The sequence below is a fragment of the Indiicoccus explosivorum genome (assembly GCF_002167005.1).
GTDB classification, from domain to species: Bacteria; Bacillota; Bacilli; order Bacillales_A; family Planococcaceae; genus Indiicoccus; species Indiicoccus explosivorum.
This window is the reverse complement of record NZ_NHTN01000003.1, coordinates 88,023-110,996: the sequence shown is the minus strand read 5'-3', so window position 1 is coordinate 110,996 and position 22,974 is coordinate 88,023. Positions and strand designations below refer to the sequence as shown.

The window sequence follows — 22,974 nt, the reverse complement described above, 5'->3', positions numbered from 1 at the left end:
AAGTATACAACAAGCTTTAAATAAAGGAGGAGTTTGTATGCTGCAATACAACATCCGTGGGGAAAACATCGACGTGACACCGGCCATCCGTGAACATATCGAGCGGAAGGTGGAAAAGGTGGAGCGCTACTTCCCGGAGGGCACGAACGCGACAGCGAACGTCAACGTACGGACATACAACAATGCCCAGACGAAAGTGGAAGTGACCATTCCGATGAAAAACTTGACACTGCGTGCAGAAGAGCGCCACAATGACTTGTACGCCGCAGTTGATCTGATAGTCGATAAACTTGAACGGCAAATCCGTAAATATAAAACACGCGTGAACCGCAAATTCCGTGACCGCGACGGAATCGGGCTGGCATTTGCGGCATTGGAGCAGGAAGCCCAGCAGCAGCGGATGGAGGAAGAGGAAGATGAGGACCTCACCATCGTCCGCACGAAGCAGTTCGACCTGAAACCGATGGATGAAGAGGAAGCGGTCCTGCAGATGAACATGCTCGGCCACAATTTCTACGTCTATACGGACGCCGATTCCAACGGCACGAACATCGTCTATAAGCGGAAAGACGGAACATACGGACTGATTGAAACAACTTGACGAAGGCAACAAGCCTCTCTAGCGAAGAGAGGCTTGTTTTATTTCTGCGGACTACGGGAAGGGGGGGATGCCGAATGCCCGGATGGACGGATAAACTGAAGATCGGGCTCACCGGGAAAGTGGTGCTGGCGGTGCTCGCCGTCGTCCTCGTGCTCCTGTGCCTGCTCGGGGCGGTGGCGACTGACCGGTACGAGGCGTACCTGACGGAACATATCGAACACGAGCTGCTGCTGAAAAGCGAACTGACGGCGCTCGATTTATCGAAACGCCTGGAAGTGAACGCGGAAATCGCGGTCCAGCTCGCGGAACGGCCGATCACCGAGGCGTTCCTCACCGGCACTTCACAGTCGGAAGATCCGACCGGCAATCCGCGCTACAGTGAACTGAACGCTGCGCTTACCGAAATCAGCGAAAATAATGAAAGCATCGGTTCCGTTTGGGTGACCCATATCGGCGGAGGATTCATGATCGCCGACCACGGGCAAGTGGTGGAAGGGACGCTCGTACATAGAAGACCCTGGTTCGCGGAGGCGTCGGGTGCTTACCGTCCGATCTATTCGCAGCCTTATGAAGATCTGCTGACGTCGAAGACCACGATCAGTATCGTCCATCCCGTTTTCGGGGATGACAGGCGGCTCGGGTTCGTCGGGCTTGATATCCACTTGGATGCCATTCTGCCGGTCCTTAGCTCTGTCCAATCGTACGAACAGCAGCTCGTCATCATGACGGATGAGGGGGCCGTCGTCTACGACCCCGCCGGGCTGAGCGGGGAAGTGGATGTGCTGTCGCTCCAGGAAGGGGAAGTGGAGGAAATCCGGGCGGACGGAGAGAGGCTGTTCGCCGAGCGGGTAGTCGTACCGGACCTCGGCTGGTCTGTGGCGACTGCGCTGCCTGCGGAAGCGGCGCTCCGGCCGATCGAACAGCTCCGCACGTTTTCGCTCCTCCTGTGGCTTTCGGGGGCGGCTGTCATGCTGCTCGCCCTTGCGGCTGCGCTGAAATACCTGCTGCGGGACATCCCGATCCTGCTGACGGACATCCGCCGGGCGGAGAATCCCGGCCACCGCATCACGACAGCGGTCGGACGGAACGATGAAGTCGGCGCGATCGCCCGGGCGGTCGACCGCTTCGCGGGTCTGATCCATAATCAGGTTCAGGAGATGAATCACCGGGCGCTCCATGACCGGCTGACCGGCATGCCGAACCGCCTTTATATAGAAGAGGAAATCACCGCGGCGATCCGCGAAGCGGAAGGGACCGATGAAGCGGTCGTCATCGCCTTCCTCGACCTTGACCGTTTCAAACAGATCAATGATATGAGCGGCCACGCGTTCGGGGATGAGCTGCTCTGCCGGTTCGGCGACCGGCTCCGGGCATCCGTCCCGTCTGATGCGTTCGTCGGGCGGTTCAGCGGTGATGAATTCATTCTCCTTCTCCGGCTCAGCATCGATGACGCCGCTGCCATGCACGTGTCGCTCGGCGAACTCCATGCCCAGCTGTCCGGCCCGTACGAAGTCCGCGGTCAGCTGGTCCATACGGCCTCGTCGTTCGGCGTGGCGGTCTATCCGTACGACGCAGGGAATAAAGAAGAACTTCTGGCAGCGGCGGACACTGCACTCGCGCATGCCAAAGAGGCGGGAAAAGACCGTGTCCAGTTCTTCAGCAGCGACATGAAGCGGAAATTCCAGCAGCAGACGGACGTGGAGAACGGACTCCGCACAGCTGTGGAAAACGGTGAGCTGGAATTATACTTCCAGCCGCAGCTCTGCCTGGAGACAGGAAAGCTGACCGGCGTCGAGTCCCTTCTCCGGTGGAATCATCCGGAGAAGGGCGTGCTGGCTCCCGGTGAATTCATCCCGATTGCGGAAAGGAGCGGTCAGATCGCAGAGATCGACCATTGGGTGCTCGAGGAAAGCATCCGGCGCGGTTCGGCGCTGCTGACGCGACATCCCGAAATCGGGACGGTCTCTGTCAATCTGAACGCCCGCCAATTGCAGAACCGGCACTTGCCCCGGAAAATCGGACGGCTTCTCGCGTTTTACGGCTTTCCGGCAGCAGCGCTGGAAATCGAAATCACAGAATCGGTCATCGCCGACCGGCTGGGTGAAACCCACCGGACTCTGCATGCGCTGAAAACGATCGGCATCACTGTGGCGCTCGACGATTTCGGTTCCGGCTATTCCTCCCTGAATTACTTGCGCCAGCTGCCGGTCGACCGGCTTAAAATCGACCGGTCCTTCATCAGCCGGATGGAACAGGACACCCGCATGCAGGCGATTGTCCGGACTGTCATCGGGCTGGCCCATTCGCTGGAAATGGAAGTGGTTGCGGAAGGGGTCGAACAGGAAGGGGAACTCCGACTGCTGAAAGACTGGAAAGCGGAAGCGGCTCAGGGATACTTGATCAGCCGGCCGCTGCCTTACGGGGACCTGCTCGGATTTTTGGCGGCCCGCCGGGAATGACTGTCAACCATTTGCTTCAGTTCTGATTAAAGTGGTAAAATGGAGGTTGAGATTCAACGAGGCAAATTAAGCAGGGAGCGGTTATAACATGCTTGGAGTTTTAAATAAAGTATTCGACCCGAACAAACGGGACCTGAAAAGACTGGAAAAGACAGCAGACAGTGTCGAAGCTCTCGCATCCCGATATGAGGCATTATCCGATGAAGAACTGAAAGCGAAAACACCGGAATTCATTGAACGCCATGCGAATGGCGAATCGCTCGATGACCTCCTTCCGGAAGCGTTCGCGACCGTCCGGGAAGCGGCCCGCCGCGTCCTGGGCCTTTATCCGTTCCGCGTGCAGATCATGGGGGCGGCGGCGCTCCACGGCGGCAATATCGCGGAAATGAAAACCGGTGAGGGGAAAACGCTGACGTCGACGATGGCCGTCTATTTGAATGCGATCACGAAAAAAGGCGCGCATGTCGTGACAGTCAACGAATACCTGGCCAGCCGGGATGCGACGGAAATGGGCGAGCTGTATGAATGGCTCGGACTGACCGTCGGCCTGAACCAGAGCGGCCTGACGAAGGAAGAAAAACGGGAAGCGTACGGCGCAGACATCACGTACAGCACGAACAATGAGCTCGGATTCGATTACCTGCGCGATAACATGGTGCTCTATAAAGAGCACGTCGTTCAGCGGCCGCTGCATTATGCGGTCATCGATGAAGTCGACTCCATCCTGATCGATGAAGCGCGGACGCCGCTCATCATCTCGGGGCAGGCGGCGAAATCCGCCCAGCTGTACCAGCAGGCGAACGCGTTCGTGCGCATGCTCTCGAAAGAGACGGATTATTCCCATGATGAAACGACAAAAGGGGTCGTGCTGACTGAGGAAGGCATCGAAAAAGCGGAGAAAGCGTTCAATATCGACAACCTGTTCGACATTTCGCACGTCCGGCTGAACCATGCCATCAACCAGTCGCTGAAAGCCCATGTCACGATGCACCTGGATGTCGACTACGTCGTGCAGGAAGGCGAAGTCATCATCGTCGACCAGTTCACCGGGCGCCTTATGAAAGGCCGCCGCTATTCGGACGGCCTGCACCAGGCGATCGAAGCGAAGGAAGGCCTCGAAATCCAGAACGAATCGATGACCATGGCGACCATCACCTTCCAGAACTACTTCCGCCGCTACGAAAAACTGTCCGGCATGACCGGTACAGCGAAGACGGAAGAGGAGGAGTTCCGCAACATCTACAACATGGATGTCGTATCCATCCCGACGAACAAACCCGTCATCCGGGATGACCGGGCGGATCTCATTTATGCGACGATCGACGGCAAGTATAAAGCCGTGGCCGAAGATATCCGCGAGCGCAATAAAAAAGGCCAGCCGGTCCTCGTCGGCACGGTCGCGATCGAAACGTCCGAAATCATTTCGAACTACCTGACGAAATTCGGCATCCGGCACAGCGTCCTGAACGCCAAGAACCACGGCACGGAAGCGGAGATCATCCAGCATGCCGGACAGAAAGGCGCCGTGACGATCGCGACGAACATGGCGGGCCGCGGTACCGACATCAAGCTCGGGGAAGGCGTCACGGATCTCGGCGGACTTGCCGTCATCGGTACGGAACGGCACGAATCGCGCCGGATCGACAACCAGCTCCGGGGCCGGTCCGGACGACAGGGAGACCCGGGTGTCACCCAGTTCTACCTGTCGCTCGAAGACGACCTGATGCGCCGCTTCGGTTCCGATTCGATGCGCTCGATGATGGGCCGGCTCGGCATGGATGATTCCCAGCCATTGCAGTCCCGCATGGTGTCGCGTGCGGTCGAATCCGCCCAGAAACGCGTGGAAGGCAATAACTTCGACGCCCGGAAACGGCTTCTCCAGTATGATGACGTGCTGCGCCAGCAGCGGGAAGTCATATACAAGGAGCGGAACGAAGTGCTCGAGACGGAGAACATGCGCCAGCTTGTCGAAGACATGATCCGCCGGTCGATCCAGCGGACCGTCCAGGCGCATACGCTCGGGGAAAGCCAGGCGGAATGGCACCTGAAGCCGATGCTTGACGTCATCCATGCGAATTACCTGCCGGAAGACCGCATCACGCTGGCCGACCTGGAAGGGAAGCAGCAGGAGGAGCTGACGGAATTCATCCAATCCGAAGCGCTCCGTTATTACGATGAAAAAGAAGAAGCGCTGACGCCGGAACGGATGCGCGAATTCGAGAAAGTCGTGCTGCTCCGGACAATCGACACGAAGTGGACGGACCACATCGATGCGATGGACCAGCTCCGGCAGGGGATCCACCTGCGCGCCTACGGGCAGAACGACCCGCTGCGCGAATACCAGAACGAAGGGTTCGCGATGTTCGAGGCGATGGTGGAATCCATCGACGAAGATGTCGCCAAGTATGCCCTGAAGTCGGAAATCCAGAGCAACCTGGAACGCCAGGAAGTCGCGAAGAGCCAGGCGGTGAACCCGAAAGAAGAAGGCACGGAAAAGAAAAAACGCAAACCGGTCAAGAAAGTGATGACCATCGGGCGGAATGCCCTCTGTCCATGCGGAAGCGGGAAGAAATTCAAGAACTGCCACGGTGCGGAAGCAGCCCAGCAGTGAAAAGGCACCGGAGAGCCGAGGCTCTTCGGGCTTACTTTTGAGGAGGAACAGATATGATGGAATTAGCGGAAGTGCGGAACGAATTGGACAATACAGCCGGGAAACTGGCGGACTACAGGGGGTCTCTTTGACTTAGAAAACAAAGAGGCACGCATTCAGGAGCTTGACGAACTCATGCTCGACCCCGATTTCTGGAACGACCAGGAAACGGCGCAAAAAGTCATCGCCGAACTGAACGGACTGAAGGATTTGGTCGGCGCGTACCGCGGGTTCGAGGAAACCCAGGAAAACCTGGAAACGACACTCGAACTCCTTCGGGAAGAACAGGATGCGGAACTGCAGGAAGAACTCGGCAGCCAACTGAAAGAGTTCACGCAAAAGCTCGATGATTTCGAACTGCAGCTTCTCCTGAGCGAAGAGTACGACAAAAACAACGCAATCCTCGAACTGCACCCGGGAGCGGGCGGCACCGAATCACAGGACTGGGGCTCGATGCTGCTCCGGATGTACACCCGGTGGGGCGAGAAGCGCGGTTTCAAAGTCGAGACGCTCGATTACTTGCCGGGTGATGAGGCCGGAATCAAATCAGTGACACTGAATTTCAAAGGTCATAATGCATACGGCTACCTGAAAGCCGAAAAAGGCGTGCACCGGCTCGTCCGGATCTCGCCGTTCGACTCCTCCGGCCGCCGCCATACGTCGTTCGTTTCAATCGATGTCATGCCGGAATTCAATGAAGAAATCGAAATCGAAATCCGGAGCGAGGACCTGAAAATCGACACGTACCGCGCGAGCGGCGCCGGCGGCCAGCACATCAACACGACCGACTCCGCCGTCCGGATCACCCATATCCCGACGGGCGCTGTCGTCTCCTGCCAGCAGGAACGGTCCCAGATCAAAAACCGCGAAAAAGCGATGCAGATGCTGAAAGCGAAACTGTATGCGATGCGGATTGAAGAACAGGAAGCCCAGCTGGCGGAAATCCGCGGCGAACAGAAAGAGATCGGCTGGGGCAGCCAGATCCGTTCGTATGTCTTCCACCCGTATTCCATGGTGAAGGACCACCGGACGAATTACGAGACCGGTAACCTGCAGGCCGTGATGGATGGCGACATCGACGGCTTCATCAATGCTTACTTGCGTTCACGGATGGATTAAGCTGCGCCGTCTGGAAAAAGGATTTGTATGGAAAGCGTCCTCGGACGCTTTTTTTATTTTCCGGGGGAAAGGGGTCGCGAGCGGCTTATCCGACATTAAAAGGTTCCCATCCGACATTAAAAGCAGTTCATCCGACATTAGAAGGTTCCCATCCGACATTAAAAGGTTCCCATCCGACATTAAGAGCGGCCGGCTCCGTCATGCCGGTTTCCCGGTTTTCAGCCCGTCTCATCCGCTCTCTCTGCTGGAGTGAAGTTCACAACCGGTCACCTCTCTGCTATACTCGTTCAGGGATTTGAAACTGAAGTGAAATGAGGAACAGCTATGGAACGAAAGAACAGGAGGAACCGTCCGGAGCCGCATCCGCACGCGAAGTTGGCGGGCGAGTACCTCATGGTCCTGCTCGGATCGGCATTTGTCGCCGTTGCCTTCAATGTCTTTTTGCTGCCGAACGAAGTGGCGTCCGGCGGAGTGAGCGGAATCAGCACCCTGCTCTACGGATTGTTCGGCTGGGAGCCGGCGTTCGTCCAGTGGGCGTTCAATATCCCGCTGTTTATATCCGGCGTCGTATTGCTTGGTAAGCAGTTCGGAGCCAAGACAGCGGTCGGAACCGTCTTTCTGCCGTTCGTCGTTTATTTGACGGATTCGTGGGAACCATGGACGCTGAATCCGCTGCTCGGTGCGCTGTTCGGAGGGATCGGCGTCGGGCTCGGGCTCGGAATCGTCTTCCGGGGCGGGGCTTCGACGGGCGGTACGGATCTGGCGGCTCAGATCATCACGAAGTATACCGGGTTCACGCTCGGCACGAGCGTCGCGCTTATCGATGGCCTGATCGTCCTGTCGGCAGCCATCGTCTTCGATATCGAGAAAGGCCTTTATGCGCTCATCGGCCTGTACGTGACGACTAAGACGATCGATCTCGTCCAAGTGGGTTTAGGCCGTTCCAAATTGGTGTATATCATAACTAATAGACAAGAAGCCGTCCGTGATGCGGTCTTCGAGGATATCGACCGTGGCGTAACGAAGCTGACGGCGACCGGCGGCTATACCGAATCGGAAAAGCCGATCATCATGGTCGTCGTCCACCAGACGGAATTTTCCCGCCTGAAGCAAGTGATCAAGCGGGTGGATCCGGAGGCTTTCGTTATCGTTTCCGATGCCTCCGAAGTGCTTGGGGAAGGCTTTAAGCGCGCGTGACAGTTGCGCGCGGATCAAAAGGAGGGAAAGAAATGAAAAAACAGCTGATGGCTGCGTTTTTCGGCACGGCGCTCCTGCTCGGCGCATGCGGCGAAGAGGAAGCGGATTTCACAGATGCGGATGCACTCGACGAGGAAGAAGCGGAAATCGGGGATGAAGAGGTCATCGATGATGAAGTGGTGGAAGATGAAGCGATCGACGGAGATGAAGCGGCAGGTGAAGAAGGTGAAGATGTCCCTGTAGCGGATGCGCCGGAAGATGAACCTGCGGAAGACGATGCGGAAGGTTCGGAAGCGGAAGGTGAAGTGGCCGCTATCGATGCAGAACAAATCATCCAGCAGAACTGCACATCCTGTCACGGCCAGGACCTCGAAGGATCAGGGAACTTCCCGGCACTGAACGATGTCGGTTCCAGACTGACGGAAGATGAAATTCTGACGGTCATCCATGAAGGACCGGGGGCGATGCCGCCGGAAATCATCACAGGTGAAGAAGCGGAAGCAGTGGCCCAGTACTTATCGACCCTTAAATAATTGAAGCGGCATGGTTCCATCGAACAGAGCGGAATAACCGGCGAAAGCCGGTTTTTTGTATGGAAAAATCTTGGTGATATAAAAGAGGGAATTCAATTTATTTGTCGAATAAAACAGAATAAATAAATCGATTGGCACGATATAAAAGAATCACCTTAGAACAAACGGCCTAAAAATGATGCAATTTTGAATCAGAATTGATACACAACTGTAATAAAAAGAGAGGTTTCAAGTGTTATAATGATTCTGCTGGTTTTGAATGTATTGAATTCAGCGGATTAATTATAGGTGGTAACCCAATGATTCAATTTGAAAATATTTATAAAAAGTATCCGAATGGTATCGTGGCGCTCAACGGAGTGAACATCGAGATCAAACAGGGAGAATTCGTCTATGTGGTCGGGCCGAGCGGTGCAGGAAAATCGACGTTCATCAAGATGATTTACCGTGAAGAACAGCCGACAGACGGCAAAATTACGGTCAACGGCCTGAGTCTCGGGAAACTGAAACGGAAGCGTGTCCCTTATCTGCGCCGTCAGATCGGGGTAGTCTTCCAGGACTTCAAGCTCCTCCCGCGGCTGACGGTTTACGAGAACATCGCATTCGCCCTGGAAGTGATCGAAGAATCTCCGGCAGCGATCCGGCAGCGGGTCATGGACGTGCTGGACCTTGTCGGTCTCCGGCATAAAGCGAAGATGCTGCCGGCTGAATTGTCCGGCGGTGAGCAGCAGCGCGTCGCAATCGCGCGTTCAATCGTCAATGTGCCGAAAGTGGTCATCGCCGATGAGCCGACAGGAAATCTGGATCCCGAGACATCCTGGGACATCATGAACCTGTTCGAACAGATCAATGCGCGGGGCACGACAATCATCATGGCTACACACAATAAAGAAGTCGTCAACACGATCCGTCACCGGGTCATCGCCATCGAGGACGGACTGATCGTCCGGGATGCGGCTGGAGGGGATTACGGATATGAAGCCTAGAACAACTGCAAGGCATTTCCGTGAAAGCTTCAAAAGCCTCGGACGCAACGCTTGGATGACATTCGCCTCGGTCAGTGCCGTCACTGTCACGCTGCTCCTGGTCGGGGTATTCGTCCTGATCATGATGAACTTGAATAAAGTGGCGGACGATCTGGAGCGGGATGTGGAAATCAAAGTTTTCGTCTCCTTGACTGCCGATGAAGCGGCGACCGAGTCGCTCGAGACAGCCATCAATGGAATGCCGGGTGTCCTGTCGGTCGATTTCTCCACGAAAGAAGAGGAACTCCAGGATCTCATCACCGATTACGGGGATGAACTGAGCCTCTACAAACAGAGCAACCCGCTGTATGACGTCTTTTATGTGAAAGCGGAAAATCCGCAGCAGACGGCATCAGTGGCGAAAGGGATCGCCGCTCTGGAAGGGATCGAAGATGTCAAATACGGGGAAGGGAAGATTGAAAAGCTGTTCAGCTTCCTCAATCTCAGCCGGAATGTCGGGCTCGTCCTGATCCTGGCCCTCCTGTTTACGGCGATGTTCCTCATTTCCAATACGATCCGGATCACGATCGTGGCAAGGCGGCACGAAATCGAAATCATGAAATTGGTCGGTGCGACCAACTGGTTCGTCCGGATCCCGTTCATTTTAGAAGGGATGTGGCTCGGCGTCCTCGGAGCGATCATCCCGATCGCACTTGTCACGATGCTTTACTATAATGTCACGGAATACGCGCAGCCCCGGCTGAATGACGAGCTGATCCAGCTCCTGGATTTCACCCCGTTCATCTATCAGGTGAACGGACTGATCCTGCTGATGGGCGTATTCATCGGAGTGTGGGGCAGCTTCATGTCGATACGGAAATTCTTGAAAGTTTAAACAGATATAAATGGATGACTGTGAAAGGGGAATGGGGAATTTGAAGGCGAGATCAAAGTGGATGGTGACCGGTTTATCTTCTCTGCTGGCTGCTGGCATGTTTCTTCCAGCCGCGGAAGCGAGCACATTGAATGAACTGAAAGAGCGTCAGCAGCAGGCGGAACAGAAACAGGCGGAACTCCGTTCGGATATCAGCGATAAAGCGAATCAGATCAGCGTGAACCAGTCCGAACTCGAAAAGATCATGGCACAGATCCAGGAACTGAATGGCAAGATCCAGGAGACGGAGCTCAAGATCAAAACGGTGGAGGAGCAGATCGCCCAGACGACTACCGAAATCGAGGCGCTGCAGAAATCGATCGCTGATCTGGAACAGAAGATCGCTGAACGGGAAGCCCTTCTTAAGGAGCGCGCCCGTGCGATCCAGAAGACCGGCGGACCGGCGGAATACATCGACGTCCTTTTGGGGGCAAACAGCTTTGTCGACTTCATTGACCGCGTTTCCGCAGTCAATACCCTGATCGAAGCAGACCGGGAAATCATGCGCCAGCAGGCGGAAGACAAGGAACTCCTCGCTGAACAGAAAGCGCAGGTGGAACAGAAACTGGCTGAGCAGGAACAGCGCCGGAACGAGCTTGTCACACTGAAAGGTTCATTGGATACTCAGAAAAAGGAAATGGCTGGACTCCAAAAACAGCTGGAAGCTGAACAGGCCCGCCTGAAAAAAGAGAAGAACCAGCTGGAAGCGGCCCATGCGGAATCTGTCGAAGTGAGTTCGGACCTGGAACAGAAGATCATCGCTGAACAGGAACGGCTTGCGGAAATCGCCCGCCGCCAGGAAGAAGAGCGGCAGCGCCGTCTCGCAGCTGAACGTGCCGCAGCAGAAAAAGCGGCAGCTGAACGCGCCGCAGCGGAGCGCGCTGCAGCGGAGCGGGCGGCAGCCCAGTCTTCTTCAGCAAGAGAACAAAGCGCACCAGTGGCGGCTGCACCTGCAGCTGTCGCACCGGCATACAGCGGCGGTGGCTGGGTCTCGCCGACCAGCGGACGCATCACTTCAGGTGTCGGCGGCCGGAATATCGGTGCCGGATTCGAATCCCATAAAGGGATCGATGTGGCGAACAGCATCGGAACGCCGATTTCCGCAGCCCGTGACGGCGTTGTGGTCCATGCCGGACCGATGGGTACGTACGGCAACATGATCATGATCGTCCATTCCGTGGGCGGCCAGCAATATACGACGGTTTACGCCCATCTGAGCTCGATCGGCGTCAGCCCGGGCCAGACGGTCTCCGGCGGCCAGTATATCGGCGGCATGGGCAGCACAGGCCGCTCGACCGGTTCCCACCTCCACTTTGAACTGCATATCGGTTCATGGAACGGTGCCCGGACGAATGCAGTGAACCCGCTTAACTACGTATCATTCTAATCAAAAACGGAATCCGACCGGAAAGCCCCGCGCTTTCCGGTTTTTGTTTTGGAAACGCTGTGGAATAGCGGCGGAATGTGTCGTATGATAGATACGATTGGAGTGAACAGAGCTGTGATCAAAAAAACATTGGCGCTTCTGCTGCTGGCGGGTCTCATCATTTATTTTGTGGTCGGTGTGGTGCAGGACAGGCTCGAACGCAACGAACTGATCCCGGCTGACGACCTCGGAACAGAAGTGCCGTTCGATGAATTCGGTGGAGCAGACCTTGAACAGGGAGCGCTGGCGCCTGACTTCTCACTGGAAACACTTTCGGGGGATTCTGTGAAGCTGTCGGATTACCGCGGTCAGAAAGTGGTGCTGAATTTCTGGGCTTCCTGGTGCGAACCGTGTAAAAAGGAAATGCCGGAGATGCAGAATTTTTATGAATCGCTGCCTGAAGGGGCGGATGTGGAGATACTCGCTGTCAACTTGACGGATAAAGATGACGGACTGGATAAGATCCAGGAATTTGTGGAAGAATATGAAATGACATTCCCCGTGCCGCTCGATGAATCGGGGAATGTCAGCGAGACATACGGAGTCCTTGCGATTCCCACGACGTTTCTCATCGATGAAGAAGGACGGCTCCAGACACAGATCAGAGGGCCGGTGGACGAGGAAATGCTTAGGGAACTGACCGCTGGATGAAGACAGGAGGAAAATGGATGAAATCTTTTGTGACGCGTACAGTACATGGAGGAACACTCGAGGGAAGAACGATCGAACCGCTTGTCCAGCCGGTCTATCAGACATCGGCATTCGCGTTCGACTCGCTCGAAGCGATGAACGGTTATTACGAGGGGGACGGATCTTACCTGTACTCCCGGAACGGCAATCCGAATACGGATACGCTCGCAAAGTCGGTCGCCGGCCTTGAAGGTGCCCCGGCAGGTGTGGCGGCTTCCTCGGGCACAGGCGCGATTCTGGCCGGCATCCTGGCCGCCGTCGGTGAAGGGGATCATCTTCTGGCTGCCCGCGATGTGTACGGCGGAACGGTGGCACTCCTGAAAAATGAACTGAGCCGGCTCGGTGTGACGGTCCATTTCGCTGATTTTGCGGATACCGGGGAAATTGAGCAGAAATTGATGGACCACCCGGAGATTAAACTGATGATCAGCGAATCGATCACGAATCCATTTTTGCGGATCGAAGACATTGATGTGCTGGTGCAGCTGAAAAAGTATTACGGCGTCCGGCTGCTGATCGATAACACATTCGCCACTCCGTACACCATCCGTCCTTACGAAGCCGGCGCCGACCTCGTCGCCCACAGCGCCACGAAGTATCTCGGCGGCCACAGCGATGTGACGGCCGGCGTACTGACTGGAAGTGAAGAACTCATCGGTGCGGCTAAGGAGCGGATTACCGGAATGGGGCTGAACTTGAGCCCGTTCGAAGCCTGGCTGACTGCAAGAGGCGTGCGGACCTTGGCGCTGCGGATGAACGCGCAGTGCAGGAATGCCAAGGGAATCGCCGAATTCGTCAGGAACCGGATGAAGGTCTGGCACCCGGATGCAGGGGCCATGGTGACCTTCGAACTGCCGGAACAGGCGGACGTTGCGGCGTTTTTCCGCTCTCTCGGCTGGATCAAGGTGGTCCCTACGCTCGCCGGTGTGGAAACGACTGTCTCACACCCGTACAGCACCAGTCACCGGGCACTGTCAGCGGAAGAAAAGGAAGCGCTCGGCATAAGTGAACATCTCGTCCGCCTGTCTGCCGGAATCGAGGATTTGGAAGATATCACAGGCCGGCTGAAAGAAGCGTTCGAAGCAGCCGGCTGCTGAAAAGGAGAGCGAAGCAATGGAATCTATGGTGACCAAGTTCTTCATGTCGCTTTTTATCCCTGGACTCCTTGTCATCCTGTTCACGCGTGTGACGTATCATCATGTCGTCGGCCTGGTGCTGACCGTTTCACTCATCGCGGCCGCTGTGTATGCGGGTTACACACATACGTGGCTTCTGTTTGCCGTTAATGCGTTCTCGCTGACTGCAGGTTTTTCCTATGCTTCTTATATGGTCAGGCACGCGCGAAAAGCCGATCTTCAGGACTGACTGAAGATCGGCTTTTTGTTTTGTGCGCATGGAGCATTCCTCGCAGTCGCGGGTTTTATTCACGGCCACCGGGCAGGATTCTTTACAGCAACAGACTGAATCCGGCGAGAACCGCAATCGAACCGAGGACGACGACCATGACGTTGGCGCCGCTGAAGGCGAGCCCGAAGGCGGCGGCCGCTCCGATGATGCCGAACCAGATGTTTTCCTGGACGAAGAAAATCGCCGGGAAAATAAGCGCGCCCAGGACGGCGTACGGAATGTTGCGCAATACGTTCTGTACAGGGCGCGGAAGTTCCCGCCCTTCCAGGAACGTCAGCGGAATGGCCCGGGGAACATACGTGACGACGGCCATGCCGATGATCATCCACCAATACCAAGTATCCATCAGGATTTCCCCTTTCGTGCGTAGACGTATTCGATGAACACAGCTGAGATGAGCGTGGCGGCAAGGATGGCCCAGCCCGTGGACAGCCAGCCGGTGAAGTAGAACAGGGAATTCACAAGGGCGGCGGTCAGCGCCAGCATGACCACTTTCCGGTTCCCTTTCATCGAAGGCACAAGAAGTCCGACGAACATGGCGTAAAGCGCGATGGACATGGCTGCCTGAAGGAACAGCGGAAGGTTTGCGCCGATCCGGTGTCCGACCGCCGTAAAGATGACCCAGCTGGAGTAGGCGATCAGGATGACGCCGGCCGCGAACGGGGTCCGGATCCGGTCCTCTTTACGGGTGGCGAGGACGGAAAACGTCTCATCCGTCACACCGAACGCGTAAAGCGCTTTTTTCCATACCGCATCGGGCTCCATCTTTTCATTGAGCGAAGCGGTCATGAGGAAATGGCGGATATTGACGATGAACGTGTTGATGACGATCACAGCCGGGCTGACTCCCGCGGCGATCAGTGATAAGGATATGTATTGGGCGGCGCCGGCAAAAACGAGAATGCTCATGGCTGTCGCTTCGATCACCGACAGACCGGTCGTCTTCGCCAGCAGCCCGAACGTCAGGGCGATCGGGAAATAGCCGATCGCGATGCTTGTTCCCGCCTTGAGGCCGGCAGTGAACGTGTAGCGGTGGGATTCTTCCATGGTCATCTTCCTCTTTCTGAGTGTTTCCGCTTTCGGGCGGCGGCGCAATTAGGTAAACTAAATAATAACATTACCAAAGTTCCGTCAAAGTTTGAAGGCAATAAACAAAGAAATTCCCACAACGGCACAAGGAGCCCTCTATGACAGATTTTTTCTCACTTGAAAATATAGAAGAACTGCAGAATTCCTACCGGGCGTTCGGCCCGCTCATCAGTGTCCTGCTGCCTTTCCTGGAATCGTTCCTGCCGTTCCTGCCGCTGTTCGTGTTCGTGGTGGCGAACGCTTCGGCCTACGGACTCTGGATCGGCTTCCTTCTTTCCTGGGGCGGGTCCGTAGCCGGTGCCTATGTCGTGTTCCTCATCGTCAGGCGGTTCGGGCAGGCCCGCTTCCTTAATTTCATGACCCGTCACGAGCGGGTCCGGAAGCTGATCCACTGGGTGGACCGCAACGGCTTCGGCCCGCTCTTCCTGCTGCTCTGTTTCCCTTTCACTCCTTCATCCATCGTCAATGTCGTCGCCGGTTTGTCCGGCATCAAAAAAGGGGAGTACCTGCTTGCTGTGCTGGCCGGCAAGTTCGTGATGATCCTGACCGTCAGTTATGTCGGCTACGATATCCGCGCGCTCATCACCCAGCCGGGAAGAACGGCGGTCGTCATCACGATCGTGGCCGTACTGTACGTTCTCGGAAAAGTCCTTGAAAAGCGGCTCAATGCCAAAGCGGACAAAGAATTCGAAAAAGTGCAGGCAGAAGAGCTGCAGGAAGAACAGGAAAAGGACGGCTGAAAAGCGGCCCCGATATCCGGAAACGATTGGATATCGGGGATTTTTAGTGTATAATAACAGGAACAAACGTTCTTTTTAGGGGGATTGACCGTGTCTTTACGGATCGTATACGGACGGGCGGGTTCCGGAAAGACCCGCTTCATACAGGAAGAGATTGCGGAAATGCTTCACTACGACGCTGACGGGGATCCGATCTTTTTTGTCGTACCGGACCAGATGTCTTTCTCCACGGAGTACCGGCTGTCGACCGGTTACAGCATGGAAGGACTCATCCGGGCGCAGGCCGTGACATTCAAACGGCTCGCCTGGCGTGTTTTGCAGGAAGTGGGGGGCATCAGCCGGAAAGAAGTGAATACGTTTGGCTACCGGATGCTGATCCGCAGCCTCCTGGAAGAGCATAAGGACGAATTCCAGCTGTTCCGGCGGGCAGCGGGGAAACGGGGATTCACTGACCAAATCGAGGATTTATTGAAGGAATTCGCCCGCTACTGCGTCGACTGCGGGGAACTGTCGGAACTTCGGTCGGCCCTGTCTGCGGCGGGGGCACCGAAATCGCTGCTCGATAAGGCGGGAGATCTGGAACTGATCCTGACGGAAGTCGAAAGCCGGCTCGGCACAACATACGTCGATTCGGAAGGCCACCTCCGCATGCTGGCAGAGCGGGTGAAGCATTCGGAACTGATCCGGAAGGCCGACATCTATATCGATGGCTTCGTCACCTTCACAGCTCAGGAGTACGAGATCATCCGCGAGCTGCTGAAATATGCCAAATCCGTGACGGTCGCGCTTCCGATGGATGAAATCGGCGGACGCATCGAAGAACAGGCGCTGTTTTTCCGGCCGGCACAAGCCGCGTGGCGGCTGAATGAACTGGCGCGTGAGGAAGGCGTTGAACTGGAACCCCCAGTACATATGACTGAACAGCTCCGGTTCAACACAAGGGACACAGCCCACCTTGAGCGCAATTTCGATGTCCACCCTGTGCCTGCCATCGAAGGGAGCGGCAGCGTAGCAGTGACGGAAGCGGCGACACGGCGAGCGGAAGTGCATGCTGTTGCACGCAGGATCAGGGAACAGGCCATGGAAGGGATGCGCTATCGCGAAATCGCTCTCTTGTACAGACAGCCGGAAGTTTACGATGAATTGATCGAAACCATTTTCCCTCAATACGAAATTCCGGTTTTCATCAGCCGCAAGAAACCGATGCTCCACCATCCGCTCATTGAACTGAGCCGGTCCGCGCTTGAAGCCGCGATCGGCGGCCTGGCATACGAACCGGTTTTCCGGGCAGTGAAGACGGATCTGTTCTTCCCGAGGGACAGTGTCGCAGAGTGGCGGGAACGGGGGGATATCCTCGAGAATTTCGTCATCGCCAACGGCATTTACGGTTCCCGCTGGTTCGACAGCGGGCGCTGGTTCTATAAAAAGTACCGGGGCCTGGAGCTGCATACGGCTGTGCAGACCGATGAAGAAAAAGCGCGGGAGGCGGAACTGCACGCGGTGCGGGATATGGTGATCGGCCCGCTTGCGGGACTCCGCGACCGGATCCAAGATTGCAGGACGGGCCGGGACGTTGCGGAAGCCCTGTACGTCTTCATCGAGAACTTAGAAGTTTATGGGAAAATCCAGCGCCTGAAGGAACGGGAAGAGCGTCAGCACCGGCTTCTGTCGGCGACTGAACACGAGCAGGCGTGGGACCGGTGGATCGAGGTGCTCGATCAGTTCGTGCTAATGTTCGGCGATAAGGAACTGGAGCCGGCGGCGGCCGTGAAAATCCTCGATGAAGGATTCGATACACTGGAGTTCTCCCGTATCCCGCCGTCGATCGATCAAGTGACGGTCCAGTCGCTAGATATCGCCCGCCTGACGGATATCCGTTCGGTGTTCGTCATCGGCGCAAACGACGGCATTCTGCCGAAGCGGATCGAAGCGGAAGGGATCCTGACGGATACGGAACGGGAGTGGTTCATGAATGTCGGCTATGAGCTTGCGCCGACAACCCGGATGCGCCTGCTCGATGAAGCCTATGTTGCTTATCGGGCATTTTCCTCCGCTTCCGACAGGCTGACAGTGACTTACCCGATTGCGGACGAGGAAGGGAAGGCACTCTTGCCGTCCCTCTATGTCCGTCAGCTGGAATCGATGTTCGCCATCGTGCCCGAGCCCGCCGTGATGGATCCGGAGGAACTCCCGGAAAGCCGGCACCTGGACTACGTTTCGCATCCTCGGCCGACATTGTACTACTTGACGAGCCAAGTGAGGAAAGGCGCCCTGTCACCGGTCTGGCAGGAAGTGCTGGATTACTATAAAGAGGATTTCCTGTTTTCTTCGGTCATTGAAAAAATCCTGAAACCGATCAAGCCGAATACGGCCGAACCGCTGGATGCGGATGTGGCTGAACCGCTTTACGGGACACCGATTTCTTCGAGCGTCCGAAGGGTCGAACGCTATTTCGGCTGCCCGTTCGCCCAGTTCGCGGCGTACGGCCTGCAGCTGAAGGACCGGGAGCAGCACGGACTCGAACCGCCGCAGATGGGCGATTTGTTCCATGCTGCCGTGAAATGGATCGCTGATGAAATCGGACGCCTGGGCATCTCCTGGTCATCGCTGTCAAAAAAACAGTGCCGGGAACTGGCGAGACAGGCGATGGACGTACTGTCGCCTCATTTCGTGAATCAAATCCTGATCAGCTCCTCGCGGTACCGGTACATTCAGTACAAGCTGGAAGGCATCATCCGGCAGACCGCGACGATGCTGTCAAAGCATGCAAAAGCGACGGGGTTCGCGCCGGTGGCGATGGAAGTCATGTTCGGGCCCCAGGATCCGGTTCCGCCGCTCGAAGTCGAGTTGCACCGGGGACGGAAAATGTTCGTCCGTGGGCGCATCGACCGGATCGATTCGGCGGAGATCGGCGGGAAGCCGTACGTGCGTGTCGTCGATTACAAGATGTCGAAACGGGGACTTGATTTGAACGAAGTCTACCGGGGACTGTCGCTTCAGACGTTCACTTACTTGGATGTGGCGCTGACGAATGCCGGCAGGTGGCTCGGGACTGAAGCGGAACCGGCCGGTGTCCTGTATTTCCACATGCACAACCCGATCCTCAATCAGACGAAGCTGCTGACGGCGGAAGAAGTGGAAGAGGCACTGCTGAAAGAATACAAAATGAACGGCCTCGTCGTGGAGGATCCGGATGTGATCCGCACGATGGATAAAGAGATTGACGGCTACTCGGACATCATTCCGGTCCGGCTGAGCGCAAAGACAGGTGAAATTATTTCAAGCCAGTCGAAAACGGCCAGTCCTGAAGATATCCAGCTGATCCGGCAGTTTACACGGCACAAGCACCGGCAGGCAGGGAACGGCATTCTCGAAGGTGATACGCGCATCGATCCATACAGGATGAAAGACGCGACGCCTTGCCAATTCTGCTCGTACCGGCCCGTGTGCCAGTTCGATCCGGCCGACCCGGACCAGAACTACCGGAGGCTGCCATCCCATTCACCGGATGAATCCATCGGCCTGATGAGAAAGGAGCTGGAAGAAGATGATACCGAATAAGCCATCCGATGCGACGTGGACGGATGAACAGTGGCGGGCGATCTGGGCCAGGGGACGGGACATGCTTGTATCGGCTGCAGCCGGTTCCGGCAAGACGGCCGTACTGATTACCCGGATGATCGAACGGGTCTTGGATCCGGAAAATCCGCTGGACGTCGATGAACTCCTCGTCGTGACGTTCACCAATGCCTCAGCGGCGGAAATGCGTCACCGGATGGCGGCCGCGCTGGAAAAAGCGCTCGCTGAACAGCCGGATTCCGCCCATTTGAGGAAACAGCTCCGATTGATCAACAAGGCGCAGATTTCGACCCTTCATTCATTCTGCATGCAGGTCGTCCGGCAATATGCCTACCTGCTCGATATCGATCCGGGCTTCCGCATCGCGAATGATATGGAAACCGCCCTGCTCCGTGACGATGTGATGGCGGCGGTCCTGGAACGCGCATTCGACAGTGAAGATTCGGAAGCGGTATACCGGCTGGCGGACAGCTTTACATCGGACAGAAGCGATGCGGACATGGAAAAGCTGATCGACCGGCTGTTCAGCAGTTCCCGCGCACACCCGGATCCTGATCTGTGGCTGGATAGTGTGCCGGCCCTGTATGAGGTGCCGGATGGATTCACTGTGGATGACCTGCCGTTTGCCGGCGATTTGAAACAGTCCATCCGCCATGCGCTGGAAGAAGCGATGCAGGTGGCGGAAGAAGGTCTCCGGATCACCGGTCTGCCGGATGGCCCGGAATCATTCGCGGAGACGCTCCGTACGGATCTGTTTATGATCCGGGGCGCACTGGACGCTCTCGGGCAGTCGTGGGAAAGCCTTTACCAGTATTTCAGCGGCTTCGGCTGGCAGCGGGCAGCCGCTATCCGGAAAGGATCCTGCAGTCCGGAACTGGGGGATGCAGTCAAAAAGAAGCGGAAGCAGATGCAGAAGATCGTCGCCGATATCAAGGATACGTACTTTATTCGCCCGCCGGACCGGCTCATCCGGGAAATGCGGGAAATGGCTCCGATGATGCGGACGCTGGTCAGGCTGACGAAGGAATTCGGCGAACAGTACCGCCGGCTGAAGACCGAGCGGGCCATCGTCGATTTCGCGGATCTCGAGCATTATGCCCTCCAGATCCTGCAGGAAGACGGACGCCCGTCCGCTGTAGCGGAAGATTACCGGAAGGCGTTCAAGGAAGTGCTCGTCGATGAATATCAGGATATCAACCTGCTTCAGGAAGCGATCCTCCAGCTCGTGAAGTCGGGCGGGGAGTCGGACGGGAACTTGTTCATGGTCGGGGATGTCAAACAGTCGATTTATAGATTCCGGCTTGCGGAGCCGATGCTGTTTTTGCAGAAGTATGCCCGTTTTCATCGCGAGCCTGAAGAAGAAGGCCTGAAGATCGACCTGAATTCGAATTTCCGGAGCCGGAAAGAAATACTTGACGGAACGAATTTCCTCTTTTCGCAGATAATGGGGGAACGCGTCGGTGAAATCGATTACGACGAAGCGGCAGCCCTTTATCATCAGGCACCGTACAGCGGAGACGGTCCGCCGGTCGATGTGACGCTCATCCACGATCCCGCCGATGGGCAAGAGGGGGAAGAATTGGAGGAAGAGCTTGAAAAATCGCAATGGGAAGCCCGCCACATCACCCGGAAAATCAGTGAACTGATGGAATCGGGAACGACCGTCCAGGATCCGTGGACCGGTGAGGACCGTCCGCTCGAATACCGGGATATCGTCGTGCTGATGCGTTCGATGTCTTGGGCGGGTGAACTGGCGGATGAATTCAAGCTGGCCGGCATTCCGCTCTACGCGGAAGTGAATGGCGGCTATTTCGAAGCGCTTGAAGTGATGATCATGCTCAATACACTGCGTGTCATCGATAACCCTTACCAGGATGTGCCGCTCGCGGCCGTGCTCCGGTCGCCGTTCATCGGCATGAAGGAGAACGAACTCGCCCAGATCCGGCTTGCGCTGCCTGATGGGACGTATTACGATGCACTGAAGGAATTCATGCGCGGCGGCACAGGCATCCGGCCGGAGACCGCCGAGAAGCTCCGCCGCTTTTCAGTGCAGCTGGAGGACTGGCGGAATCTTGCGCGGCGCGGCTCGCTGGCGGATCTGATCTGGCAGGTCTACATGGATACGAATTACTTGGAAATGGCGGGAGCCATGTCGAACGGCAGGCAGCGCCAGGCAAACTTGCGGGCGCTGCACGACCGTGCGCTGGAATACGAGAAAACATCCTTCCGGGGGCTGTTCCGGTTCCTGCGATTCATCGACCGGATGGATACCCGCGGGGATGACCTCGGCACTGCCCGGTCGCTTGCCGAACAGGAGAATGTCGTCCGTCTCATGACGGTCCATAAATCGAAAGGGCTGGAGTTTCCGGTCGTATTCCTGGCCGGCATGGGGAAAAAATTCAACGAGCAGGACTTCGCGAAATCGTACCTGTTCGACCGGGAGTACGGGCTGGCGGTCAAAGCCATCAATCCCGATACGAGGCTCGCGTATACGTCGCTTCCGTTCCTGGCCGTAAAGGAAAAACAGCAGCTGCAGATGCGGGCGGAAGAAATGCGGGTTCTGTATGTGGCGATGACCCGCGCGAAAGAACGGCTGTATTTGACGGCTGCGACCGGCGAACTGGAAAAACAGACGGAATCATGGAACCATCTTTCACAGGATATGCGGCTGCCTGACTTTGTCCGGTCACGGGCAAAAGGATACTTGGATTGGATCGGGCCGGCGCTCATGCGACATCCCGATACAGCAGGAATCCTGCAGCCGGACGGCCAGGCGCTGGAACATCCGTCCAAGTTCAGGCTTACCATAGCGGATGCGGCCGGCCTGCAGCCGGTCAGTATCTTCACAGAACAGGAAGAGCCGCGGGAGAAGGAGCCGGAAGACATCAAGGAAGAAATCCGCCGGAAATTCGGTTACCGCTATGCCTATCAGCATGCTGTGGAGAAACGATCCAAGCAGTCCGTGACGGAACTGAAACGGCTTCAGGCGCTGGAGCGGCTGGAGGAACCGGAAATATTCATGGATCCCGCCGTCCCGATGCGGCCGCTCCTTTACCACCGGCCGGACTTCATGCAGCAGGAACAGCTGTCATCCGCTGACATCGGCACGGCTTACCACGCCGTCATGCAGCATTTGCCGCTCGACAGGCCGCTGGACGCCGATGAAGTCACCGCGTTCATCCGGGAGCTGGTCGGCCGCGAACTGCTCACGCCGGATGAAGGCGACGCGGTGAAGGCGGAAGCTGTCGCCCGGTTTTTCGATAGCCCGATCGGCAAGCGGATGCTGGCGGCGGAATCGGTCAGCCGGGAAGTGCCGTTCACATATGGCCGTGAAGATGCGGACGGGGACCGGCAGATCATTCAGGGAATCGTCGATTGCCTGATCGAAGAACCGGATGGCTGGATTTTGCTTGATTACAAGACGGACCGGATCCGGGGAATCGGGAACGTGGAACAGGAAATGGCGCAGCGGTACGGAGTGCAGCTTTCCGCTTATGAAGAAGCGGTGAGCCGCATCCTGCACATCCCGATCAAGGAGCGGATCCTGTACTTGTTCAACGGAGACCGGGAAGTCCATTTGTAAGG

The 22,974-nt window shown here is 56.5% G+C and carries 17 protein-coding genes; 15 read left to right on the top strand and 2 right to left on the bottom strand.

Annotated elements, in window-relative coordinates; translation table 11 throughout:
* Positions 1-37 precede the first annotated feature (37 nt).
* From hpf to CCE92_RS01070, 12 genes are all read left to right on the top strand, one after another.
* Complete coding sequence (hpf, locus tag CCE92_RS01125) at positions 38-601, top strand: ribosome hibernation-promoting factor, HPF/YfiA family (RefSeq protein WP_088005693.1); 564 nt, start codon at positions 38-40, stop codon at positions 599-601.
* 74 nt (positions 602-675) lie between these two features.
* Positions 676-3,060 (top strand): putative bifunctional diguanylate cyclase/phosphodiesterase, encoded by a 2,385-nt coding sequence (locus CCE92_RS01120; protein WP_088005692.1) that lies wholly within the window; start codon positions 676-678, stop codon positions 3,058-3,060.
* Between the two features lie 88 nt (positions 3,061-3,148).
* Positions 3,149-5,671, top strand: coding sequence for a preprotein translocase subunit SecA (gene secA, locus CCE92_RS01115; protein WP_088005691.1), 2,523 nt, complete (start codon positions 3,149-3,151; stop codon positions 5,669-5,671).
* A 56-nt stretch (positions 5,672-5,727) separates the two neighbouring features.
* Positions 5,728-6,829, top strand: a protein-coding gene (gene prfB, locus CCE92_RS01110) for a peptide chain release factor 2 (RefSeq protein ID WP_144390959.1) whose coding sequence is annotated in 2 segments (ribosomal slippage) — positions 5,728-5,799 and positions 5,801-6,829 — 1,101 coding nt in all. Because the reading frame shifts where the segments join, the coding sequence is not laid out codon by codon here.
* Positions 6,830-7,153: 324 nt separating this feature from the next.
* Positions 7,154-8,026, top strand: coding sequence for a YitT family protein (locus tag CCE92_RS01105; protein ID WP_088005690.1), 873 nt, complete (start codon positions 7,154-7,156; stop codon positions 8,024-8,026).
* A 32-nt stretch (positions 8,027-8,058) separates the two neighbouring features.
* Positions 8,059-8,559, top strand: coding sequence for a c-type cytochrome (locus CCE92_RS01100; protein WP_241535817.1), 501 nt, complete (start codon positions 8,059-8,061; stop codon positions 8,557-8,559).
* Positions 8,560-8,858: 299 nt separating this feature from the next.
* The gene (gene ftsE / locus CCE92_RS01095; protein ID WP_088005689.1) at positions 8,859-9,545 is read left to right on the top strand and encodes a cell division ATP-binding protein FtsE; all 687 of its coding nucleotides are present in this window, start codon (positions 8,859-8,861) and stop codon (positions 9,543-9,545) included.
* Positions 9,535-10,419, top strand: a complete 885-nt coding sequence (ftsX, locus tag CCE92_RS01090; RefSeq protein ID WP_088005688.1) for a permease-like cell division protein FtsX — start codon at positions 9,535-9,537, stop codon at positions 10,417-10,419. The genes ftsE and ftsX overlap by 11 nt, the downstream gene beginning before the upstream one ends.
* 31 nt (positions 10,420-10,450) lie before the next feature.
* Entirely contained in the window at positions 10,451-11,845 is a 1,395-nt protein-coding gene (locus tag CCE92_RS01085; RefSeq protein WP_088005687.1) for a murein hydrolase activator EnvC family protein, read from the top strand.
* Between the two features lie 114 nt (positions 11,846-11,959).
* Positions 11,960-12,535 (top strand): peroxiredoxin family protein, encoded by a 576-nt coding sequence (locus CCE92_RS01080; protein WP_241535816.1) that lies wholly within the window; start codon positions 11,960-11,962, stop codon positions 12,533-12,535.
* 17 nt (positions 12,536-12,552) lie between these two features.
* A complete protein-coding gene (locus tag CCE92_RS01075) occupies positions 12,553-13,671 on the top strand; it encodes a trans-sulfuration enzyme family protein (RefSeq protein ID WP_088005685.1) in 1,119 nt (372 codons plus the stop codon).
* A 16-nt stretch (positions 13,672-13,687) separates the two neighbouring features.
* The gene (locus tag CCE92_RS01070; RefSeq protein ID WP_088005684.1) at positions 13,688-13,939 is read left to right on the top strand and encodes a CsbA family protein; all 252 of its coding nucleotides are present in this window, start codon (positions 13,688-13,690) and stop codon (positions 13,937-13,939) included.
* A gap of 82 nt (positions 13,940-14,021) precedes the next feature.
* Here the strand turns inward: CCE92_RS01070 and CCE92_RS01065 are convergent, their stop codons facing one another.
* On the bottom strand, positions 14,022-14,327 hold the full coding sequence (locus CCE92_RS01065; RefSeq protein ID WP_088005683.1) for a branched-chain amino acid transport AzlD family protein: 306 nt from the start codon (positions 14,325-14,327) through the stop codon (positions 14,022-14,024).
* The gene (locus tag CCE92_RS01060) at positions 14,327-15,028 is read right to left on the bottom strand and encodes an AzlC family ABC transporter permease (protein ID WP_088005682.1); all 702 of its coding nucleotides are present in this window, start codon (positions 15,026-15,028) and stop codon (positions 14,327-14,329) included. The genes CCE92_RS01065 and CCE92_RS01060 overlap by 1 nt, the downstream gene beginning before the upstream one ends.
* A gap of 140 nt (positions 15,029-15,168) precedes the next feature.
* On the opposite strand from CCE92_RS01060, the gene CCE92_RS01055 reads away from it, so the two are divergent.
* The 3 genes from CCE92_RS01055 (at position 15,169) to addA (ending at position 22,972) form a co-directional block, all read left to right on the top strand.
* Entirely contained in the window at positions 15,169-15,810 is a 642-nt protein-coding gene (locus CCE92_RS01055; RefSeq protein ID WP_088005681.1) for a TVP38/TMEM64 family protein, read from the top strand.
* 90 nt (positions 15,811-15,900) lie between these two features.
* Positions 15,901-19,371: a helicase-exonuclease AddAB subunit AddB gene (gene addB / locus CCE92_RS01050; protein WP_088005680.1), complete on the top strand. Its 3,471-nt coding sequence runs from the start codon at positions 15,901-15,903 to the stop codon at positions 19,369-19,371.
* Positions 19,358-22,972 carry a helicase-exonuclease AddAB subunit AddA gene (gene addA / locus CCE92_RS01045; RefSeq protein WP_088005679.1) on the top strand — a complete coding sequence of 1,205 codons (3,615 nt, stop codon included), beginning with the start codon at positions 19,358-19,360 and terminating at the stop codon, positions 22,970-22,972. Before addB ends, addA begins: the two co-directional genes overlap by 14 nt.
* Positions 22,973-22,974: the final 2 nt, after the last annotated feature.